14 protein-coding genes are annotated in these 14,542 nt (G+C 64.7%); 11 read left to right on the top strand and 3 right to left on the bottom strand.

The genetic code is table 11. The annotated features are described in order from the left end of the window. Positions 1–8: 8 nt before the first annotated feature. Together B0G74_RS10095 and B0G74_RS10090 are read right to left on the bottom strand one after the other, a co-directional pair. Positions 9–854: an NRDE family protein gene (locus B0G74_RS10095; protein WP_132374672.1), complete on the bottom strand. Its 846-nt coding sequence runs from the start codon at positions 852–854 to the stop codon at positions 9–11. Positions 855–943: 89 nt separating this feature from the next. Continuing rightward, complete coding sequence (locus B0G74_RS10090) at positions 944–2,017, bottom strand: folate-binding protein YgfZ (protein WP_132374671.1); 1,074 nt, start codon at positions 2,015–2,017, stop codon at positions 944–946. Between the two features lie 78 nt (positions 2,018–2,095). Between B0G74_RS10090 and mltG the strand changes: the two genes are divergently transcribed. The 11 genes from mltG to B0G74_RS10035 all read left to right on the top strand — a co-directional run bounded on the left by mltG (position 2,096) and on the right by B0G74_RS10035 (position 13,603). Further along, the gene (gene mltG / locus B0G74_RS10085) at positions 2,096–3,106 is read left to right on the top strand and encodes an endolytic transglycosylase MltG (protein WP_132376907.1); all 1,011 of its coding nucleotides are present in this window, start codon (positions 2,096–2,098) and stop codon (positions 3,104–3,106) included. Beyond that, positions 3,106–3,726, top strand: a complete 621-nt coding sequence (tmk, locus tag B0G74_RS10080; RefSeq protein ID WP_132374670.1) for a dTMP kinase — start codon at positions 3,106–3,108, stop codon at positions 3,724–3,726. Before mltG ends, tmk begins: the two co-directional genes overlap by 1 nt. Before the next feature lie 94 nt (positions 3,727–3,820). Continuing rightward, the gene (locus B0G74_RS10075; RefSeq protein WP_132374669.1) at positions 3,821–4,855 is read left to right on the top strand and encodes a DNA polymerase III subunit delta'; all 1,035 of its coding nucleotides are present in this window, start codon (positions 3,821–3,823) and stop codon (positions 4,853–4,855) included. 101 nt (positions 4,856–4,956) lie between these two features. Continuing rightward, positions 4,957–5,481, top strand: a complete 525-nt coding sequence (locus tag B0G74_RS10070; RefSeq protein WP_132374668.1) for a GNAT family N-acetyltransferase — start codon at positions 4,957–4,959, stop codon at positions 5,479–5,481. A 33-nt stretch (positions 5,482–5,514) separates the two neighbouring features. Next, positions 5,515–6,306 (top strand): TatD family hydrolase, encoded by a 792-nt coding sequence (locus B0G74_RS10065; protein ID WP_132374667.1) that lies wholly within the window; start codon positions 5,515–5,517, stop codon positions 6,304–6,306. Between the two features lie 52 nt (positions 6,307–6,358). Next, the gene (locus B0G74_RS10060; protein WP_132374666.1) at positions 6,359–7,099 is read left to right on the top strand and encodes an ankyrin repeat domain-containing protein; all 741 of its coding nucleotides are present in this window, start codon (positions 6,359–6,361) and stop codon (positions 7,097–7,099) included. A 317-nt stretch (positions 7,100–7,416) separates the two neighbouring features. Beyond that, positions 7,417–7,773 carry a Rap1a/Tai family immunity protein gene (locus B0G74_RS10055; RefSeq protein WP_132374665.1) on the top strand — a complete coding sequence of 119 codons (357 nt, stop codon included), beginning with the start codon at positions 7,417–7,419 and terminating at the stop codon, positions 7,771–7,773. Between the two features lie 400 nt (positions 7,774–8,173). After that, entirely contained in the window at positions 8,174–9,397 is a 1,224-nt protein-coding gene (locus B0G74_RS10050) for a mechanosensitive ion channel domain-containing protein (protein WP_132374664.1), read from the top strand. A 212-nt stretch (positions 9,398–9,609) separates the two neighbouring features. Next, the gene (gene otsA / locus B0G74_RS10045) at positions 9,610–11,022 is read left to right on the top strand and encodes an alpha,alpha-trehalose-phosphate synthase (UDP-forming) (protein WP_132374663.1); all 1,413 of its coding nucleotides are present in this window, start codon (positions 9,610–9,612) and stop codon (positions 11,020–11,022) included. Positions 11,023–11,137: 115 nt separating this feature from the next. Further along, the gene (locus B0G74_RS10040; RefSeq protein ID WP_132374662.1) at positions 11,138–12,304 is read left to right on the top strand and encodes an AAA family ATPase; all 1,167 of its coding nucleotides are present in this window, start codon (positions 11,138–11,140) and stop codon (positions 12,302–12,304) included. A gap of 231 nt (positions 12,305–12,535) precedes the next feature. Beyond that, on the top strand, positions 12,536–13,603 hold the full coding sequence (locus B0G74_RS10035) for a glycosyltransferase family 4 protein (protein WP_132374661.1): 1,068 nt from the start codon (positions 12,536–12,538) through the stop codon (positions 13,601–13,603). Positions 13,604–13,889: 286 nt separating this feature from the next. Here B0G74_RS10035 and B0G74_RS10030 read toward each other — a convergent pair whose 3' ends face one another. Continuing rightward, positions 13,890–14,477 (bottom strand): YSC84-related protein, encoded by a 588-nt coding sequence (locus B0G74_RS10030; protein WP_132374660.1) that lies wholly within the window; start codon positions 14,475–14,477, stop codon positions 13,890–13,892. Positions 14,478–14,542 lie beyond the last annotated feature (65 nt).

The following is a 14,542-nucleotide window of genomic DNA, read 5'->3' as shown; positions in this document are numbered from 1 at the left end:
AATGACCTTCAGACAATCTCGCGTTCGATATTGAAAGCGAAGCTGCGCTCGAAGTCGCCGGGCCGCGCGATCCGATGCGAGCCGTTGTCGTCGCTACGCTCGGCGACGGCCACGCTGATCACTTCGCCATGCGCGGCCACGCGCAACGCGGTCGTGCCGCGCGTGCCGTACTCAGGTGTTTCGATGAAGGCCGCCGACAACGCCCGCTCGCGTTCGAGCGGAATGCCGGTGGACGGCAATTCGTCGTCGCGCGCGAGGCGCGGATCGCGCATCAGATCGATCAGGCGTTCGAGCGGCGGCATGGCGTCGCGCGCGAGCAGCGTGCCCAGTTCCGCGCGCTTTTTCACCAGCTTCGGCCACGCGGTATCGAGCACCGCGTTCGAGATGCCGTGCGTGCCCGGAGCGAGCAACGCGGGCGCGAGATCGCCCCGGTTGCAGTACCAGGCGAGTTCGCGGCGCGTCCAGTCGCCCACCAGCAGATTGAAACCGTTGTAGATGTCGCCGGTTTGCGCGACGTGTTGCAGGTACGCGAGCGGGGTGTCGTGCGGGTTTCCCGCCGCGTCGCGCGCGGCGCCGCTCAGCCAGTTGCTGACGAGCGTGCCGCGGGTCGGCGCATCGGCGCGCATTTCGTGCGGCGCGCGGTAATTGGTCAGCGCGGCGAACCGGCCGTCGCGCGACATGCCGAGCCACGTCCCGCCGCCCACCAGATCGCGGCCGGCCAGCACGCCCGGCTCGTCATGCCACCAACTGATCGGTTCGGCCGTGCGGCGAAAGAATTCGTCGCGATTCGCGGCGAGCGTGAAAAGCGGGCCGTCGACCGCGTCGGGTCGCCAGTCGAAGACGATCAGGCACATCGGGGAGCATCTCCCGGTGGGGGCGTTGCAGTTGAAGAGACCAGTAAAAAGCGGCGCCTGATTGCGCCGCTTCGTACCATGCGAGAAGTTCAAATTTCGGTCGGCAACCCGTAGGGCAGCGCGAGAAAGCGAAGCGCCGGGCCGTCCGCCGCGCCCAGATGCACCGAGCCGTTTTCCAGCGCCGCGAGCTTGATTTCGACCAGCACATCGACGCCGCCGTCCGGCGCCGACGCCGCGTTCACGACCATGCCGCACGGCTGGCCCGGATCGTCCGAATGGAACAGTTCCGCGCCAGCGTGCACCGTGTCGAGTTCGCCGGCCACGTTGGCCAGCGACGTGCGCCGCTTGATCGTGCCGCGATACTGGCTGCGCGCCACCACTTCCTGGCCGGGATAGCAGCCTTTGCGGAAATTCACCGCGCCGAGCACGTCGAAATTGACCATTTGCGGCACGAACTGCTCGACCACCGGCTGGGTGATGCGCGGCTCGCCTGCGCGAATGTCGAGCCAGTCCCACACGGCGGGCGAGACGCGTTTGAGTTTTTCGTCGAGCAAGGGCAGGACCGACTCGACCTGCGCTTTCGGGCCGATCCACAGAAAACGCAGATGTTCGAGCGCATCCGGCACGCGAATCAGCGAGCCCGCCGCGCCGTCCACCTTCACGTGCACACCGTCCGGCAACGCGTCGAATACGCCGGAGAGCGCCTTGCGCACGTCGCCGGCGAGGCCGATCACGGCCAGTTCGCCGCTCGCATCGGCGAGCTTGGCTTTGGCGCGCAGCACGAACATGGAGAGCCGCTTCTGCACGGCGGCCTGCACGTCTTTCGACGCCAGCAGGCGGATCGTATCGCCGCTGCGCCAAGTCAGGAACGACGCCAGCAGACGTCCCTTGGCTGAACAATAGCCGGCCAGACGCGCATTGGCGGCGTCGAGGTGCTGGGTGTCGTTGGTCAACTGGCCGTGCAGGAAGCTCGCTGCGTCGTCGCCGGTGGCGTCGATCACGCCGAACTGCGTGAGCGGCATGTATGCGCCGTGGTGAATCACGGCGTCGAATTCATCGGCAGAAGGGCGCGGCAGCGTGGGCAGGCCGGCGGGCGCCGTGGAAGCTGCCGTGACGGCGGTGCCAGAGAGAGTGCCTGAAGCGGTAGCGAGCGGTGTGTTCATGGATTCCGAGAACAGTCAATTCTGACTTTAGCTAAGGCAAACAAGTATTATATGCAGTCCAACCCTGCCACGTTTCGCATGACCCTTTTCAAGAAATGTTTCGTCGCCGGCGCAATCGTCGTTGTGCTGGCCGCAGCCGCAATTGCCGGCGGGTACCACTGGGCCAACAGCCCGCTCGAGCTGACCCCCGCGCAACTCGATGTCACCGTCAAGCCGCACAGCAGCTTGCGCAGCGTCACGCTGCAGCTCAATCGCGGCGGCGTGCCGGTCGAGCCCGAACTGTTCGTCATCATGACGCGGCTGCTGGGGCTGCAAAGCGAGCTGAAATCGGGCAACTACGAGTTCAAGACGGGCGTGACGCCCTATGAGGTGCTGCAGAAAATCGCCCGCGGCGACGTCAACGAGTATGTGGCGACCATCATCGAAGGCTGGACCTTCAAGCGCATGCGCGCCGAGCTGGACGCCAATCCGGCGCTCAAGCACGACACGATCGGCATGAGCGACAGCGATCTGATGAACGCGATCAATGCGCCGGAAGCGCCGATCGGCAATGGTGAAGGACTGTTTTTCCCGGATACGTATCTGTTCGACAAGAACACCAGCGATCTCGACGTGTACCGCCGCGCTTACCGCCTGATGCGCCTGCGTCTGGATGAGGCGTGGACCGCGCGCGCGCCGAACCTGCCGTACAAGACGCCGTACGACGCGCTGACCATGGCGTCGATCATCGAAAAGGAAACCGGCAAGAAGTCCGACCGGCCGATGGTGGCGGCGGTGTTCGCGAACCGTCTGCGCGTGGGCATGCCGCTGCAAACCGATCCGACCGTGATCTACGGCATGGGTGACGGCTACACCGGCCACATCAGGAAAAAAGACCTGCAGACCGACACTCCCTACAATACCTACACCCGGATGGGTCTGCCGCCGACGCCCATCTCGCTGCCCGGTGTGGCGTCGCTGCAAGCGGCGCTGAACCCGGCGCAAACCACCGCGCTGTATTTCGTGTCGCGCGGCGACGGTAGCAGTATCTTTTCTGACACCCTCGGCGATCACAACAAGGCCGTGGACAAATACATTCGAGGGCAATGATGGCGCGGGGTAAATTCATTACGTTTGAGGGCATCGACGGGGCGGGCAAGACCACCCACCTCGGCTGGTTTCGGGAGCGCCTCGAACAGAAAGTCGCAAGCACCGGCCGCGCGGTCGTCATGACGCGCGAACCGGGCGGCACGCCGCTTGGCGAGCAGATCCGCGAGATTGTGCTGCATCAGAAAATGGACCTCGAAACCGAGGCGCTGCTGATGTTCGCGCTGCGCCGTCAGCATCTGGCCGAGGTGATCGAGCCGGCGCTCGCGCGCGGCGACTGGGTGCTATCTGACCGTTTCACCGACGCGACCTTCGCTTACCAGGGCGGCGGCCGCGGTCTGCCGCGCGACAAGCTCGAAACGCTGGAGCGCTGGGTGCAGGGCGGTTTCCAACCGGACCTGACGGTGCTGTTCGACCTCGCGCCGGAGGTCGCCAACGAACGGCGCAGCGCGGTGCGCGATCCGGATCGTTTCGAAAGCGAGTCGGTGGCGTTTTTCAACCGTACTCGCGCCGAATATCTGCGCCGGGCCGAGGAAGCGCCATACCGGTTCGCTATCATTGACTCCGCGCAGAGCATTGTGCAGATTCAGAGAAAACTTGAAGAGTGGATCGCAGTTCTTTGATTTTAAAAGAATATAACTTCGTTTTATAACACTATGCAGAGTTCGTGTTATGTCTCATAAAACTCCTGCAACAGTTTGATTTCAAAGAGAAACGATGATTTATCCGTGGCAAGCCGATGACTGGAACCGCCTGCAGCAGCTGCGCGGCCACTGGCCGCACGCCCTGTTGCTGCATGGACAGGCCGGAATCGGCAAGCTGCGCTTCGCGCAGCATCTCGCGCAAGGCCTGCTGTGCGAAGCGCAACAGCCCAACGGCGAGCCGTGCGGCGCGTGTGTGGCCTGCACCTGGTTCGCGCAAGGCAATCATCCGGACTACCGCATCGTCGTGCCCGAGGCGCTGGCCGCCGAAGCGGGCCTGAACAATGCCGCGGACGAGAAAGCCGACAAGGCCGAGGCCGATGAAAGCAAGAAGACCCGCACGCCGAGCAAGGAAATCAAGATCGAGCAAATTCGCGGCTTGCTCGACTTCGTCGGCGTGGGTTCGCACCGCGGCGGCGCGCGCGTGGTCGTGCTGTACCCGGCGGAAGGGTTGAATATCGCCGCGGCCAACGCGCTCCTGAAAACGTTGGAAGAACCGCCGGCGGGCGTCGTGTTCCTGATGGTGTCGGCGCGTATCGACCGCCTGCTGCCCACCATCATCAGCCGCTGTCGCCAATGGCCGATGACCATCCCCGCGCCCGAGGTGGCGACGAAATGGCTCGCCGCGCAAGGCGTGGCCGAAGCGCCCGCGCTGCTCGCCGAAGCCGGTGGTGCGCCGCTCACCGCACTCGCGCTCGCCAGCGACGAGAACCGCGCGCTGCGCGACTGGACACTCAAGCAGCTCGCCGCCGGGCCCGATTGCGACGCCTTCGCCTGCGGCGAGGCGCTGCAAAAACTGCCCGTGCCGCTGGTGCTAGGCTGGCTGCAACGCTGGATGTACGATTTGCTGGCGCAGCGCACGGCAGGCGCGCCACGGTACTTTCCACAAGCGTCGGCGGCGCTGACGCGCTGCGCGTCGCAGGCCGATGCCAGCGCGTTCGCGCGCTTCATGCGCAACGTCACGCGCCAGCGCGCCGTCGAGAACCATCCGCTGAATGCGCGGCTGGTGTTCGAAGAACTGTTTATCGGCTACCGCGAGCTGTTCGCGTAAGCCCTGTCCGCGGGACAGGCCGGCAGCGGCGCGCGGCTGGCGCTCCGGTCCATCTTTCGTCCTGTTCCTGCATTGGCCTTTCATCTCACGTTCAACGCACCATGAGCCTTTCCTACCGCGATGCCACGCTCGACGATCTGCCCGCCATCGTCGCCATCTACAACTCGACTGTGCCGTCCCGGCAAGTCACGGCCGATCTCGAGCCGGTCAGCGTCGAAAGCCGGCTGGGCTGGTTTCACGCGCACGGTCCGCAAAAGCGCCCGTTGTGGGTGGTGGAAGATGCGCAGCAGCCCGGCCGCGTGATCGCGTGGTTGAGCTTTTCGGACTTCTACGGCCGTCCGGCCTATCAGCGCACCGCCGAGGTCAGCATCTATCTCGACGAAAGCGCGCGTGGCCGCGGCCTCGGCAAGCAAATGCTGGCGGCTTCGCTGGCGGCGGCGCCGGCGCTCGGCATCGACTCCGTGCTCGGTTTTATCTTCGGCCACAATGAGGCGAGCTTGCGCCTGTTCCGCGCGTTCGGTTTCGACACGTGGGGCGAGCTGCCGCGCGTGGCCGTGCTGGACGGCGTGGAGCGCGATCTCGTGATTCTCGGCAAACGCCTTGACGCCGCCGCGGCCGCCGCCTGATTCACCCCGAGCACTCCTACGCAGGACATCATCATGTTTGTCGACTCGCACTGCCATATCAATTTCGAAGGACTCGCCGACCGCCTGCCGCAAGTGCTCGAGAATATGCGCAGCCACTCGGTCACGCATGCGCTGTGCGTGTCCGTCGATCTCGAAACGCTGCCGTCCGTGCTCGATATCGCCAGCAGATATGAGAACGTGTACGCCTCGGTCGGCGTGCATCCGGATCACGAGGACATGCGCGAGCCGAGCGTCGCCGAACTGGTCGAACTGGCCGGGCATCCGAAGGTGGTCGCGATCGGCGAGACGGGTCTCGACTACTACCGTCTGGAAGGCCGCACGATCGCCGACATGGAATGGCAGCGCGAGCGCTTTCGCACCCATATCCGCGCGGCGCATGCCACTGGAAAGCCGCTGATCATCCATACGCGCTCGTCGTCGGAAGACACGCTGCGCATCATGGCCGAGGAGCGCGCGGGCGAGCCGGGCGGCGTGATGCATTGCTTCACGGAGCCGTGGGCCGTCGCCGAGCAAGCGCTGGCGCAGAATTTTTACATCTCGCTGTCGGGCATCGTCACGTTCAAGAGCGCGACGGATGTGCAGGACGTCGCGCGCCGCGTGCCGCTCGAGCGCTTGCTGATCGAAACCGACTCGCCGTACCTCGCGCCCGTGCCGTATCGCGGCAAGCCTAATGAACCTGCGTACGTCAGTTATGTCGGACGCTTCATCGCGCAGCAACGCGAGATGCAGGAAACGGCGCTGGCCGCCGCGACCACGCAGAACTTTTTCCGCCTTTTCAAGATCCCCGCGCCCACTGGCGTGTGAGACGTAAAGTCGATCAATATCAAAAGGATAGGGACGTTTCCTAAAGTTAAATATGAGAGAAATTTCGATGTCGATCGCAGTATTCCAGGACACTTTGGCGGCGCGTGGCGCGCTGGCTTCGGCACGGCGCCGCGCCTCGCGCGTCGCATTCGCGGCAACGCTGGCCTGTGCGGCGCTGACTTCGCTGATGGTGTCTCCGGCTCAGGCTGCGCCGATCGATTCGCTGATCAAATCGGTCAAGTTCGACGACGTCGACGGCGTCAACAAACTGCTCGCCAAGGGCATGGACCCGAACAGCGTGGACAACCAGGGCATGCCGCTGCTGGTGCTGGCGGCGCGCGAAAAATCGGACAAGGTCGGCGCCGCGCTGGTCGCCAATCCGAAGACCAACATCGAGATTCAGGACAAAGCCGGCGAGAACGCGATGATGATGGCGTCGCTCAACGGCGACCTCGACTTCGTCAACCTGCTGATCGCGAAAGACGCCGAGGTCAACAAGAAGGGCTGGGCGCCGTTGCACTACGCGGCGGCGAACGGCCATGACGACGTCGTCAAGGTGCTGCTCGATCATTCGGCCTACGTCGACGCCGGTTCGCCGAACGGCACCACGCCGCTGATGATGGCCGCGCGCGGCGGCCATGTGTCGACGGTGAAGCTGCTGCTCGACAACGGCGCGGACCTGACGGTGAAGAACCAGATCGGCATGACGGCGCTCGATTTCGCCAAGACCTACAAAGAGCCGGATGTGGTCGAAGGGCTGACCGCGCGCCTGCAGCAGATGCAACAGAAGTGATGCGCGCGGCGGCGCGAGTCGGCGGCGGTTCATGGGCAGCCGACGCGCGTCGCCCAAACGCCGCGCTCAAAGGCGAGCCTGGTCAGCCGGCCGCCTGGCGCGCTATCCGAGCTTCAGGCGTGCCAGCGTCGAAGCGCGAAAGTACCGGTGCAGCGGCCGCCGCCTGGCGAGGCAGTAAAAAGTGCCTGAAGATAGCGGCGCCGCGCACGCTTGAGCTTCGCAAAACAGTGCAGAATGACGACTTTGGCGCGCCGCCTGGGCGCGCCGTTTGGACGCGGCGAAAGACCGCCTGATAAACGACCCTGGAAAGGAACACCATGCTGCGGGCTTTGATTTTCGCCAGCGCGCTTGCCGTACCGCTATCGGCAGCCGCGTTTACGGGAGGCGACCTCAACAAGCTGTGCACCAAGACGGACGTGGCATCGCGTAGCGCGTGTGCCGCTTATATCGAAGGCGCCGCCGACGGCATCTTCAACACCATCGACGCGATCGGCGGCACGACCGGTCCGCGCGTCGGCCAGTACTTCTGCTTGCCGCAGGACGCGCGTTCGGCGCAGCTGACTGACGCGGTGCGCAAATATATTGCGGAGAATCCGAACGTCGCGGGCTACAACGCCAGCACGGCGATCTCGCTGGGGCTCGGCAAGGCGTTTCCCTGCAGGAGCGGTAGTTGAATTGAATCACGGCTGATGCCTCGCGTGCCCGCATCGGGTGCGTTGGGCGTTTTAGCTAGCGGATGTGTTTCGGGTTTTCAGCCGCCGAAACCCCGCCGGGGCTTTTTCGAAACCCCGCCTGAAAACCGGTTTGAACCCCGGCCGTCCGTTTGCAGAAGCGGCTCGCCTCGGCACCTTTCCAGGATCGCGCTGACGAACGGCCTAAGATGGTTGTAGGCAGTCCGCGACGGCGCGCAGTCGTGCGGCCCGCGCCCGCTTCTTTGGCGGATGCTTCGCCACCGGCGCCGTTCGGCGCAAGGGCGCATCACGCACCACCGCAGCCACGTTCGATGCTCGCCGGTTCCGCGCCCGCTCTGCGCTGGTCCTGTTCACCGCTCAAGCCAGGAGGAAAAGCCCCTTCATGCCAACTCTCGACGAACTCAGCCGCATGGCCGAAGCGCCGCTGCATACGTGGCTCGGCGCGTTGGTCGTCTCGGTCATCGCGATGGTGCTGGCGGTGGGCATTCATCGGATCGGCGCGCGCATCGTGACGCGGGTCGCGCGGCCTTATCCGCTCACCAGTGTGATGCTGCGCTATATCGACAAGCCGTCGCTGTGCGTGCTCGTGATCCTCGCGCTGGAGGCGGTGTGGTGGGAAGCGCCGGACACGCTGACCTTCATCACGCCGTTGCGCGACGCCGTCGCGATTACGCTGATCGGCGCGATCACGTGGCTCTCGGTGCGCTCGGCGGCGGCGATCGGCGAGGCGATCATTCAGGCCCATCCGCTCGATACCGCCGACAACCTGCAGGCGCGCCGCATCCATACGCAAGCACGCGTGCTGGCGCGCTCGGTGATGTTCGTGATCGTGATCGTCGGCGTGGGCGGGGCGTTGATGACGTTTCCCAACGTCCGGCAGATCGGCGCGAGCCTGCTGGCGTCGGCGGGGGTGGCGGGCCTGGTCGCCGGTATCGCGGCGCGGCCGGTGCTCGGCAATCTGATCGCCGGCTTGCAGATCGCGCTGTCGCAGCCGATCCGTCTCGACGACGTCGTCGTGATTCAGGGCGAGTGGGGGCGTATCGAGGAAATCACCGGCACGTATGTGTCGGTGCGTCTGTGGGATCAGCGACGGTTGATCGTGCCGCTGCAATGGTTTATAGAAAACCCGTTTTCCAATTGGACCCGCAGCAGTTCGCAGATCATCGGCACGGTGTTTCTTTACGTCGACTACCACATGCCGCTCGCGCCGTTGCGCGAGGAGCTGGCGCGCATCGTCGAGGACGCGCCCGAGTGGGACCGGCGCGTGCAGGTGCTGCAGGTCACGGACGGCACCGAACGCTCCATGCAATTGCGTGCGCTGGTCAGTTCGCTCGATTCCGGCCTGAACTGGGATTTGCGCTGCCGGGTGCGCGAGGGGCTGCTCGATTTCATCCAGCAGCATTACCCGCAGTATTTGCCGCGGGCCCGTGCGGAAGTGTCGGCCGAACTCGAAACCGGCAACGGCGAACCGCTCGACTGGGTGCCGCGCAGCACGCAGACGCCGGCCGGCAGCACCGCCGCGCATACCGAGGCCGATCCGGTGGCGAGCCGCGCCGGACGGCCGTCGGCGGCCGATGCGCCGCGGCAGGTGAAGGAAAAGGTTTGACACCGGAAAGCAGCGTACTCTGGCATGGCGGTGCCGATGAATGCAACTGATCCGGCACCCAAGCGGTCGAACCGTCCACGCACTCACCAACCTGGCGCGGCATCGCGTGCTTCATCGTGCTTCCGGTTCTCGCTGCGCCATTGCGCGCGAGACACCGCGAACACCTGACAACGCACCCGAGCGCGCCGCGCGAACCAAGGAGGACATGCAACATGGGCCGACTGATCGTCGTGTCGAATCGCGTCGCAACGCCGACGGAAACCAAGGGATCGGCCGGCGGCCTCGCGGTCGGCGTATTCGGCGCGCTGAAGGATGCCGGAGGAGTGTGGTTCGGCTGGAGCGGCGACGTGGTCAGCGAGACCGTCGCCAACGCCGGTCCGACGCTGGAACAGGACGGCGCGGTCACCTTCGCGACCGTCGGTCTGACGCGCAAGGATTACGACCAGTACTATCGCGGCTTTTCCAACGCGACGCTGTGGCCGGTGTTCCACTACCGCAACGACCTCGCACGCTACGAGCGCGAGGAGTACGCGGGCTACCGGCGTGTCAACGCGTGGCTCGCGCACAAGCTCATCAAGCTGCTCGAACCCGACGACGTGATCTGGATTCACGACTACCATCTGATCCCGTTCGCCGAGGCGCTGCGCAACGAGGGCATTACGAACCGCATCGGCTTCTTCCTGCACATTCCGTTTCCCGCGCCGCAGATCCTGCTGAACATTCCACCGCATGAAGAGCTGGTGAAGTCGTTGTCGTGCTACGACCTGCTGGGTTTCCAGACCGCCACCGACGAGCTTGCCTTCAAGGATTACGTCACGCGCCACGCGCGCGGCACGGTGGGCGCGGACGGACTCGTCGAAGCATTCGGCCGCAAACTGCGTACCGGCGTTTACCGCATCGGCGTGTTCCCCGACGAAATCGCCGAACAGGCGAAGCGCTACGAAAGCCGTCAGCACGTGCTCGACCTGAAGCAAAGCCTGGAAGGCCGCAAGCTGATCATGAGCGTTGACCGGCTCGATTATTCGAAGGGTCTCGTCGAGCGGTTCCGGGCGTTCGAGCATCTGCTGGAGCGCTCGCCGGAATGGCGCGGCAATGTCACGCTGGTGCAGATCGCGCCGCCGACCCGCTCGGACGTCGCCACCTATCAGAAGATTCGCCAGGACCTGGAGTACGAAGCAGGGCGCATCAACGGCCGCTACTCGGGGCTCGACTACACGCCGATCCGCTATCTGAACCAGCAGTACGACCGCTGGAAGCTGATGTCGCTGTTTCGCGAATCGCAGATCGGTTTCGTCACGCCATTGCACGACGGCATGAATCTGGTCGCGAAGGAATACGTCGCCGCGCAGAATCCCGACGACCCCGGCGTGCTGGTGCTGTCGATTTTCGCTGGAGCGGCGGCGGAGTTGACCGGCGCGTTGCTGGTCAATCCGCATGATGCGATCGGCATGTGCGAAGCCTTGCAGCGCGCGTTGCAGATGCCGCTCGACGCGCGTCAGCGGCGTCATGAGATCAATATGGCGGCGCTGCGCGAGAACGATCTCGGCGTGTGGCGCGATACCTTCCTGCGTGATCTACGCAGCGTGCCGGCACAGAAACCGGGCAAGGGCGGCGGGCATAAGTGATGGGGCGTGTCGGCCAGTGTTTGTCCGGCGTCGGGCGCGGCCGCGTGAGCGCGTGTCCAGGTACGGCAGAGTTAAGGAACGCGCGCGCGTGCGCGACTGAATGTCGGGCCGGCGCATGCTGACCACTTTGGCAATTGCCGGCTATCGCTCGTTGCGCGAGTTGATCGTCCCGCTCGGCAGGCTGAACGTGATCACAGGTCCAAACGGCAGCGGCAAGTCGAGTGTGTATCGCTCGCTGCGGCTGCTGGCCGAAGCGGCGCGCGGCGGGTTGATTACCTCGCTCGCGCGCGAAGGCGGTTTGCCGTCCACGCTATGGGCCGGACCTGAGCGCTTTTCGCGCGCCGTGCTGGCGGGCGAGTTCGCGGTTGAACCGCTGCGCCGCAAAGATCCGGTTAGTCTGCGGCTCGGTTTTTCCGGCGATCAGTTCGGCTACGCGATCGATCTCGGTTTGCCGCTCGTCAATGACGCCACGCGCTTTCCGCTCGATCCGACCATCAAGCGCGAATGCATCTGGAGCGGCCCCGTGCTGCGGCCGTCGGCCTTGCTGGTGGACCGCCATGGCCCCGCGCTGCGCACGCGCGACGAGCGCGGCGACTGGCAGACCATTCCACAACCCGTCGCCAGCTTCGACAGCATGATGACGGAGTTCTCCGACCCGCGGAGCGCACCCGAGATGATCACGGTGCGTGAGCAGATCCGCTCGTGGCGCTTCTACGACCATTTCCGCACCGACGCCGACGCGCCCGCGCGTCTGCCGCAGATCGGCACGCACACGCCCGTGCTCGCCAACGACGGCGCGGACCTTGCCGCCGCGTTACAAACCATCCGCGAAATCGGCGACCCGGCCGCGCTCGACGCCGCCATCGACGACGCCTTTCCCGGCTCGCGCCTCGACGTCACGACACAGGACGGCCGCTTCGAGGTGGTGATGCAGCAGCACGGCCTGGTGCGGCCGCTGAAAGGCGCGGAGCTGTCGGACGGCACCTTGCGCTATCTGCTGCTGGTCGCGGCCTTGCTGACGCCGCGTCCGCCTGAGCTCCTCGTGTTGAACGAACCCGAGACGAGCCTGCATCCGGACCTGCTGCCGGCGCTTGCCCGCCTGATCGCGCGGGCCGCCGCGCATTCGCAGGTGCTGGTGGTGTCGCATGCGGCGCGTCTGATCGCGGCGCTCGAACGTGAGGAGGCGAGCCAGTCGATCGTGCTGGAAAAGCCGTTCGGCGCGACCCGTATCGCCGACGCCGACGACCGCGATTTGCCGGCCTGGAAATGGCCCACGCGCTGACACGCGCCGCTGTTCACGTACGGAGCCGTATGTAAGCTGAATGTAACAGCACCGAGGAAATGCAAGACCAGAGGCTTTTTGTTGTCCTGTAGTGAATAATGCTTCGATGCCGGTGGTGCACGCGGCCGGATTCGGCCGTTGCATTGATCGGAGGTATTGGCGCTGTCATACTCAGCGCCGCTGACGCGCACCGCCCTCAAGGCGCAAGCCGCCAGCTCACGGAGACATAATATGAAGATTGCGCAGATCGCCCCTTTGACCGAATCGGTGCCGCCGAAGCTTTATGGCGGCACGGAGCGCGTCGTGTCGTACATCACCGAGGCGCTGGTCGATCTCGGCCATGACGTGACGCTGTTCGCGAGCGGCGACTCCGTCACCAGCGCGAAGCTCGAACCCGTCTGGCCACGCGCGCTGCGTCTCGATCCGGGCATTCGCGACCGCGTGGCGCCCCATATGCTGCTGATGGAACTGGTGCGCCGCCAGGCCGAAAATTTCGACGTCCTGCACTTTCACCTCGACTACTACTCGTTCTCGGTCTTCAAGCGCCAGGACACGCCGTTCGTCACGACAATGCACGGCCGCCTCGACTTGCCCGAGCAACAGCCGGTGTTCGACACGTTCAACACCGCGCCGGTGATCTCGATTTCGAATTCGCAGCGGCATCCGCTGCCGCAGGCCAAGTGGCTGACCACCGTCTATCACGGCTTGCCGGAACAGCTCTACACGCCGCAGCCGGTCGAGCAGAAGTACCTCGCGTTTCTCGGCCGGATCTCGCCGGAAAAACGAGTCGACACCGCGATCCGGATTGCCCGCCGCTGCGGCATGCCGATTCGCATCGCCGCGAAAGTGGATGCCGCCGATCGCGAGTATTTCGAGCGCGACATCCGGCCGTTACTGGATTTGCCTTATGTCGAGTTCATCGGCGAGATCGCGGATAACCAGAAGGCCGAATTCCTGTCCGGCGCTCACGCGCTGCTGTTTCCGATCGACTGGCCGGAGCCGTTCGGCCTCGTGATGATCGAAGCGATGGCATGCGGCACGCCGGTGATCGCGTTCAACCGCGGCTCGGTGCCGGAAGTGCTGGAAGACGGCGTGACGGGTTTTATCGTCGAAGACGAAATCGGCGCGGTGGCGGCGGTCAATCGGCTGCATAAGATGCCGCGCGCGGGTGTGCGGCAGCGCTTCGAGGAGCGCTTCACTTCGCACCGCATGGCGCAACAGTATGTGGATGCGTATCAGTTGGTGATTCGCGCGCAAAAGCGTTCGCGCTTCAAGGTGATCGATACGTCGGGCAGTTGAGCTGAAGAGATTCGGCTCACGCGGTAGAGTGAAAAAGAGCGGCGATGCGTGGTACGCATCGCCGTTTTTTATTGGCGCACGACTTGAGACGAATGAGGCTTTTGCATCCGGCAACGGGCGGTGGTCTGCGGCTGCGGCCCACAAAAGCTCGCCGTCGCGGCCGCATGCCACGTTGCTCCCACTGCAAAGGCAGGCTGCGCAGGATTGCGTCTGACCCGGCCACCGCTGCTCACGGAACCCGGCGGATCAGACGCACACCCCGCAGGCCGGCAACCAGACGGCGTGCCTAGATCTTCAGACGCGTGACCTTGGTGCCTTGCAGCGATACATCGGCCATCAGGCCGGCATTGGTCAGCACGAACACTTCGACCGGGGCGGTGGCCGTGGTGGTGTCGATCGCGCCATTGGCGCCCATCTTGATCAACGCGACGGACGCGTCGCCGCCCGCCGACCAGCCGTCGGCATTGCGGAATTTGTCCAGTGCGTCCTGCGTCATGAACAGGAAGATGATCGCCTTCGACTGCGCACCCGCCTGCAGGCCGAATGAGCCGGAAATCGTGCTGTAGTAACCGACCGTGCCGCCGCCTACGCGCAGCGAACCTTCGCCATACTGTCCGCCGACGACGAAGCCCACCTGCAGCACCGACGGGAACACGAGAACGCCACGCGCCTTCGAGACCAGTTCGCGCGATCCCTTCACCGTCGTGAAGAGCCGCGACATGGTGCCGTCGACGCTAGCGTCGATCGACTGGCGCTTGGCTGAATCGGTGGCGGGTGTATCCGGGTTGCCTTTGTTGGTCGTACAACCAGCCAGTGCAAGGCCTCCGAAAGCGAGCGCAGCGGTAGTCTTCAACATGAAGTTTCGTCTTTGCATCGTTTTTCTCCGTCATGGTTCCGGGGCGCAACCTCATCTGATTTGCCGGGTTGCCTTTGAGTTAT

It is taken from the genome of Paraburkholderia sp. BL9I2N2 (genome assembly GCF_004339745.1).
Taxonomy (GTDB): domain Bacteria; phylum Pseudomonadota; class Gammaproteobacteria; order Burkholderiales; family Burkholderiaceae; genus Paraburkholderia.
Note: the sequence above shows the minus strand (reverse complement) of the source record. Positions and strands in the feature narration are given on the sequence as shown.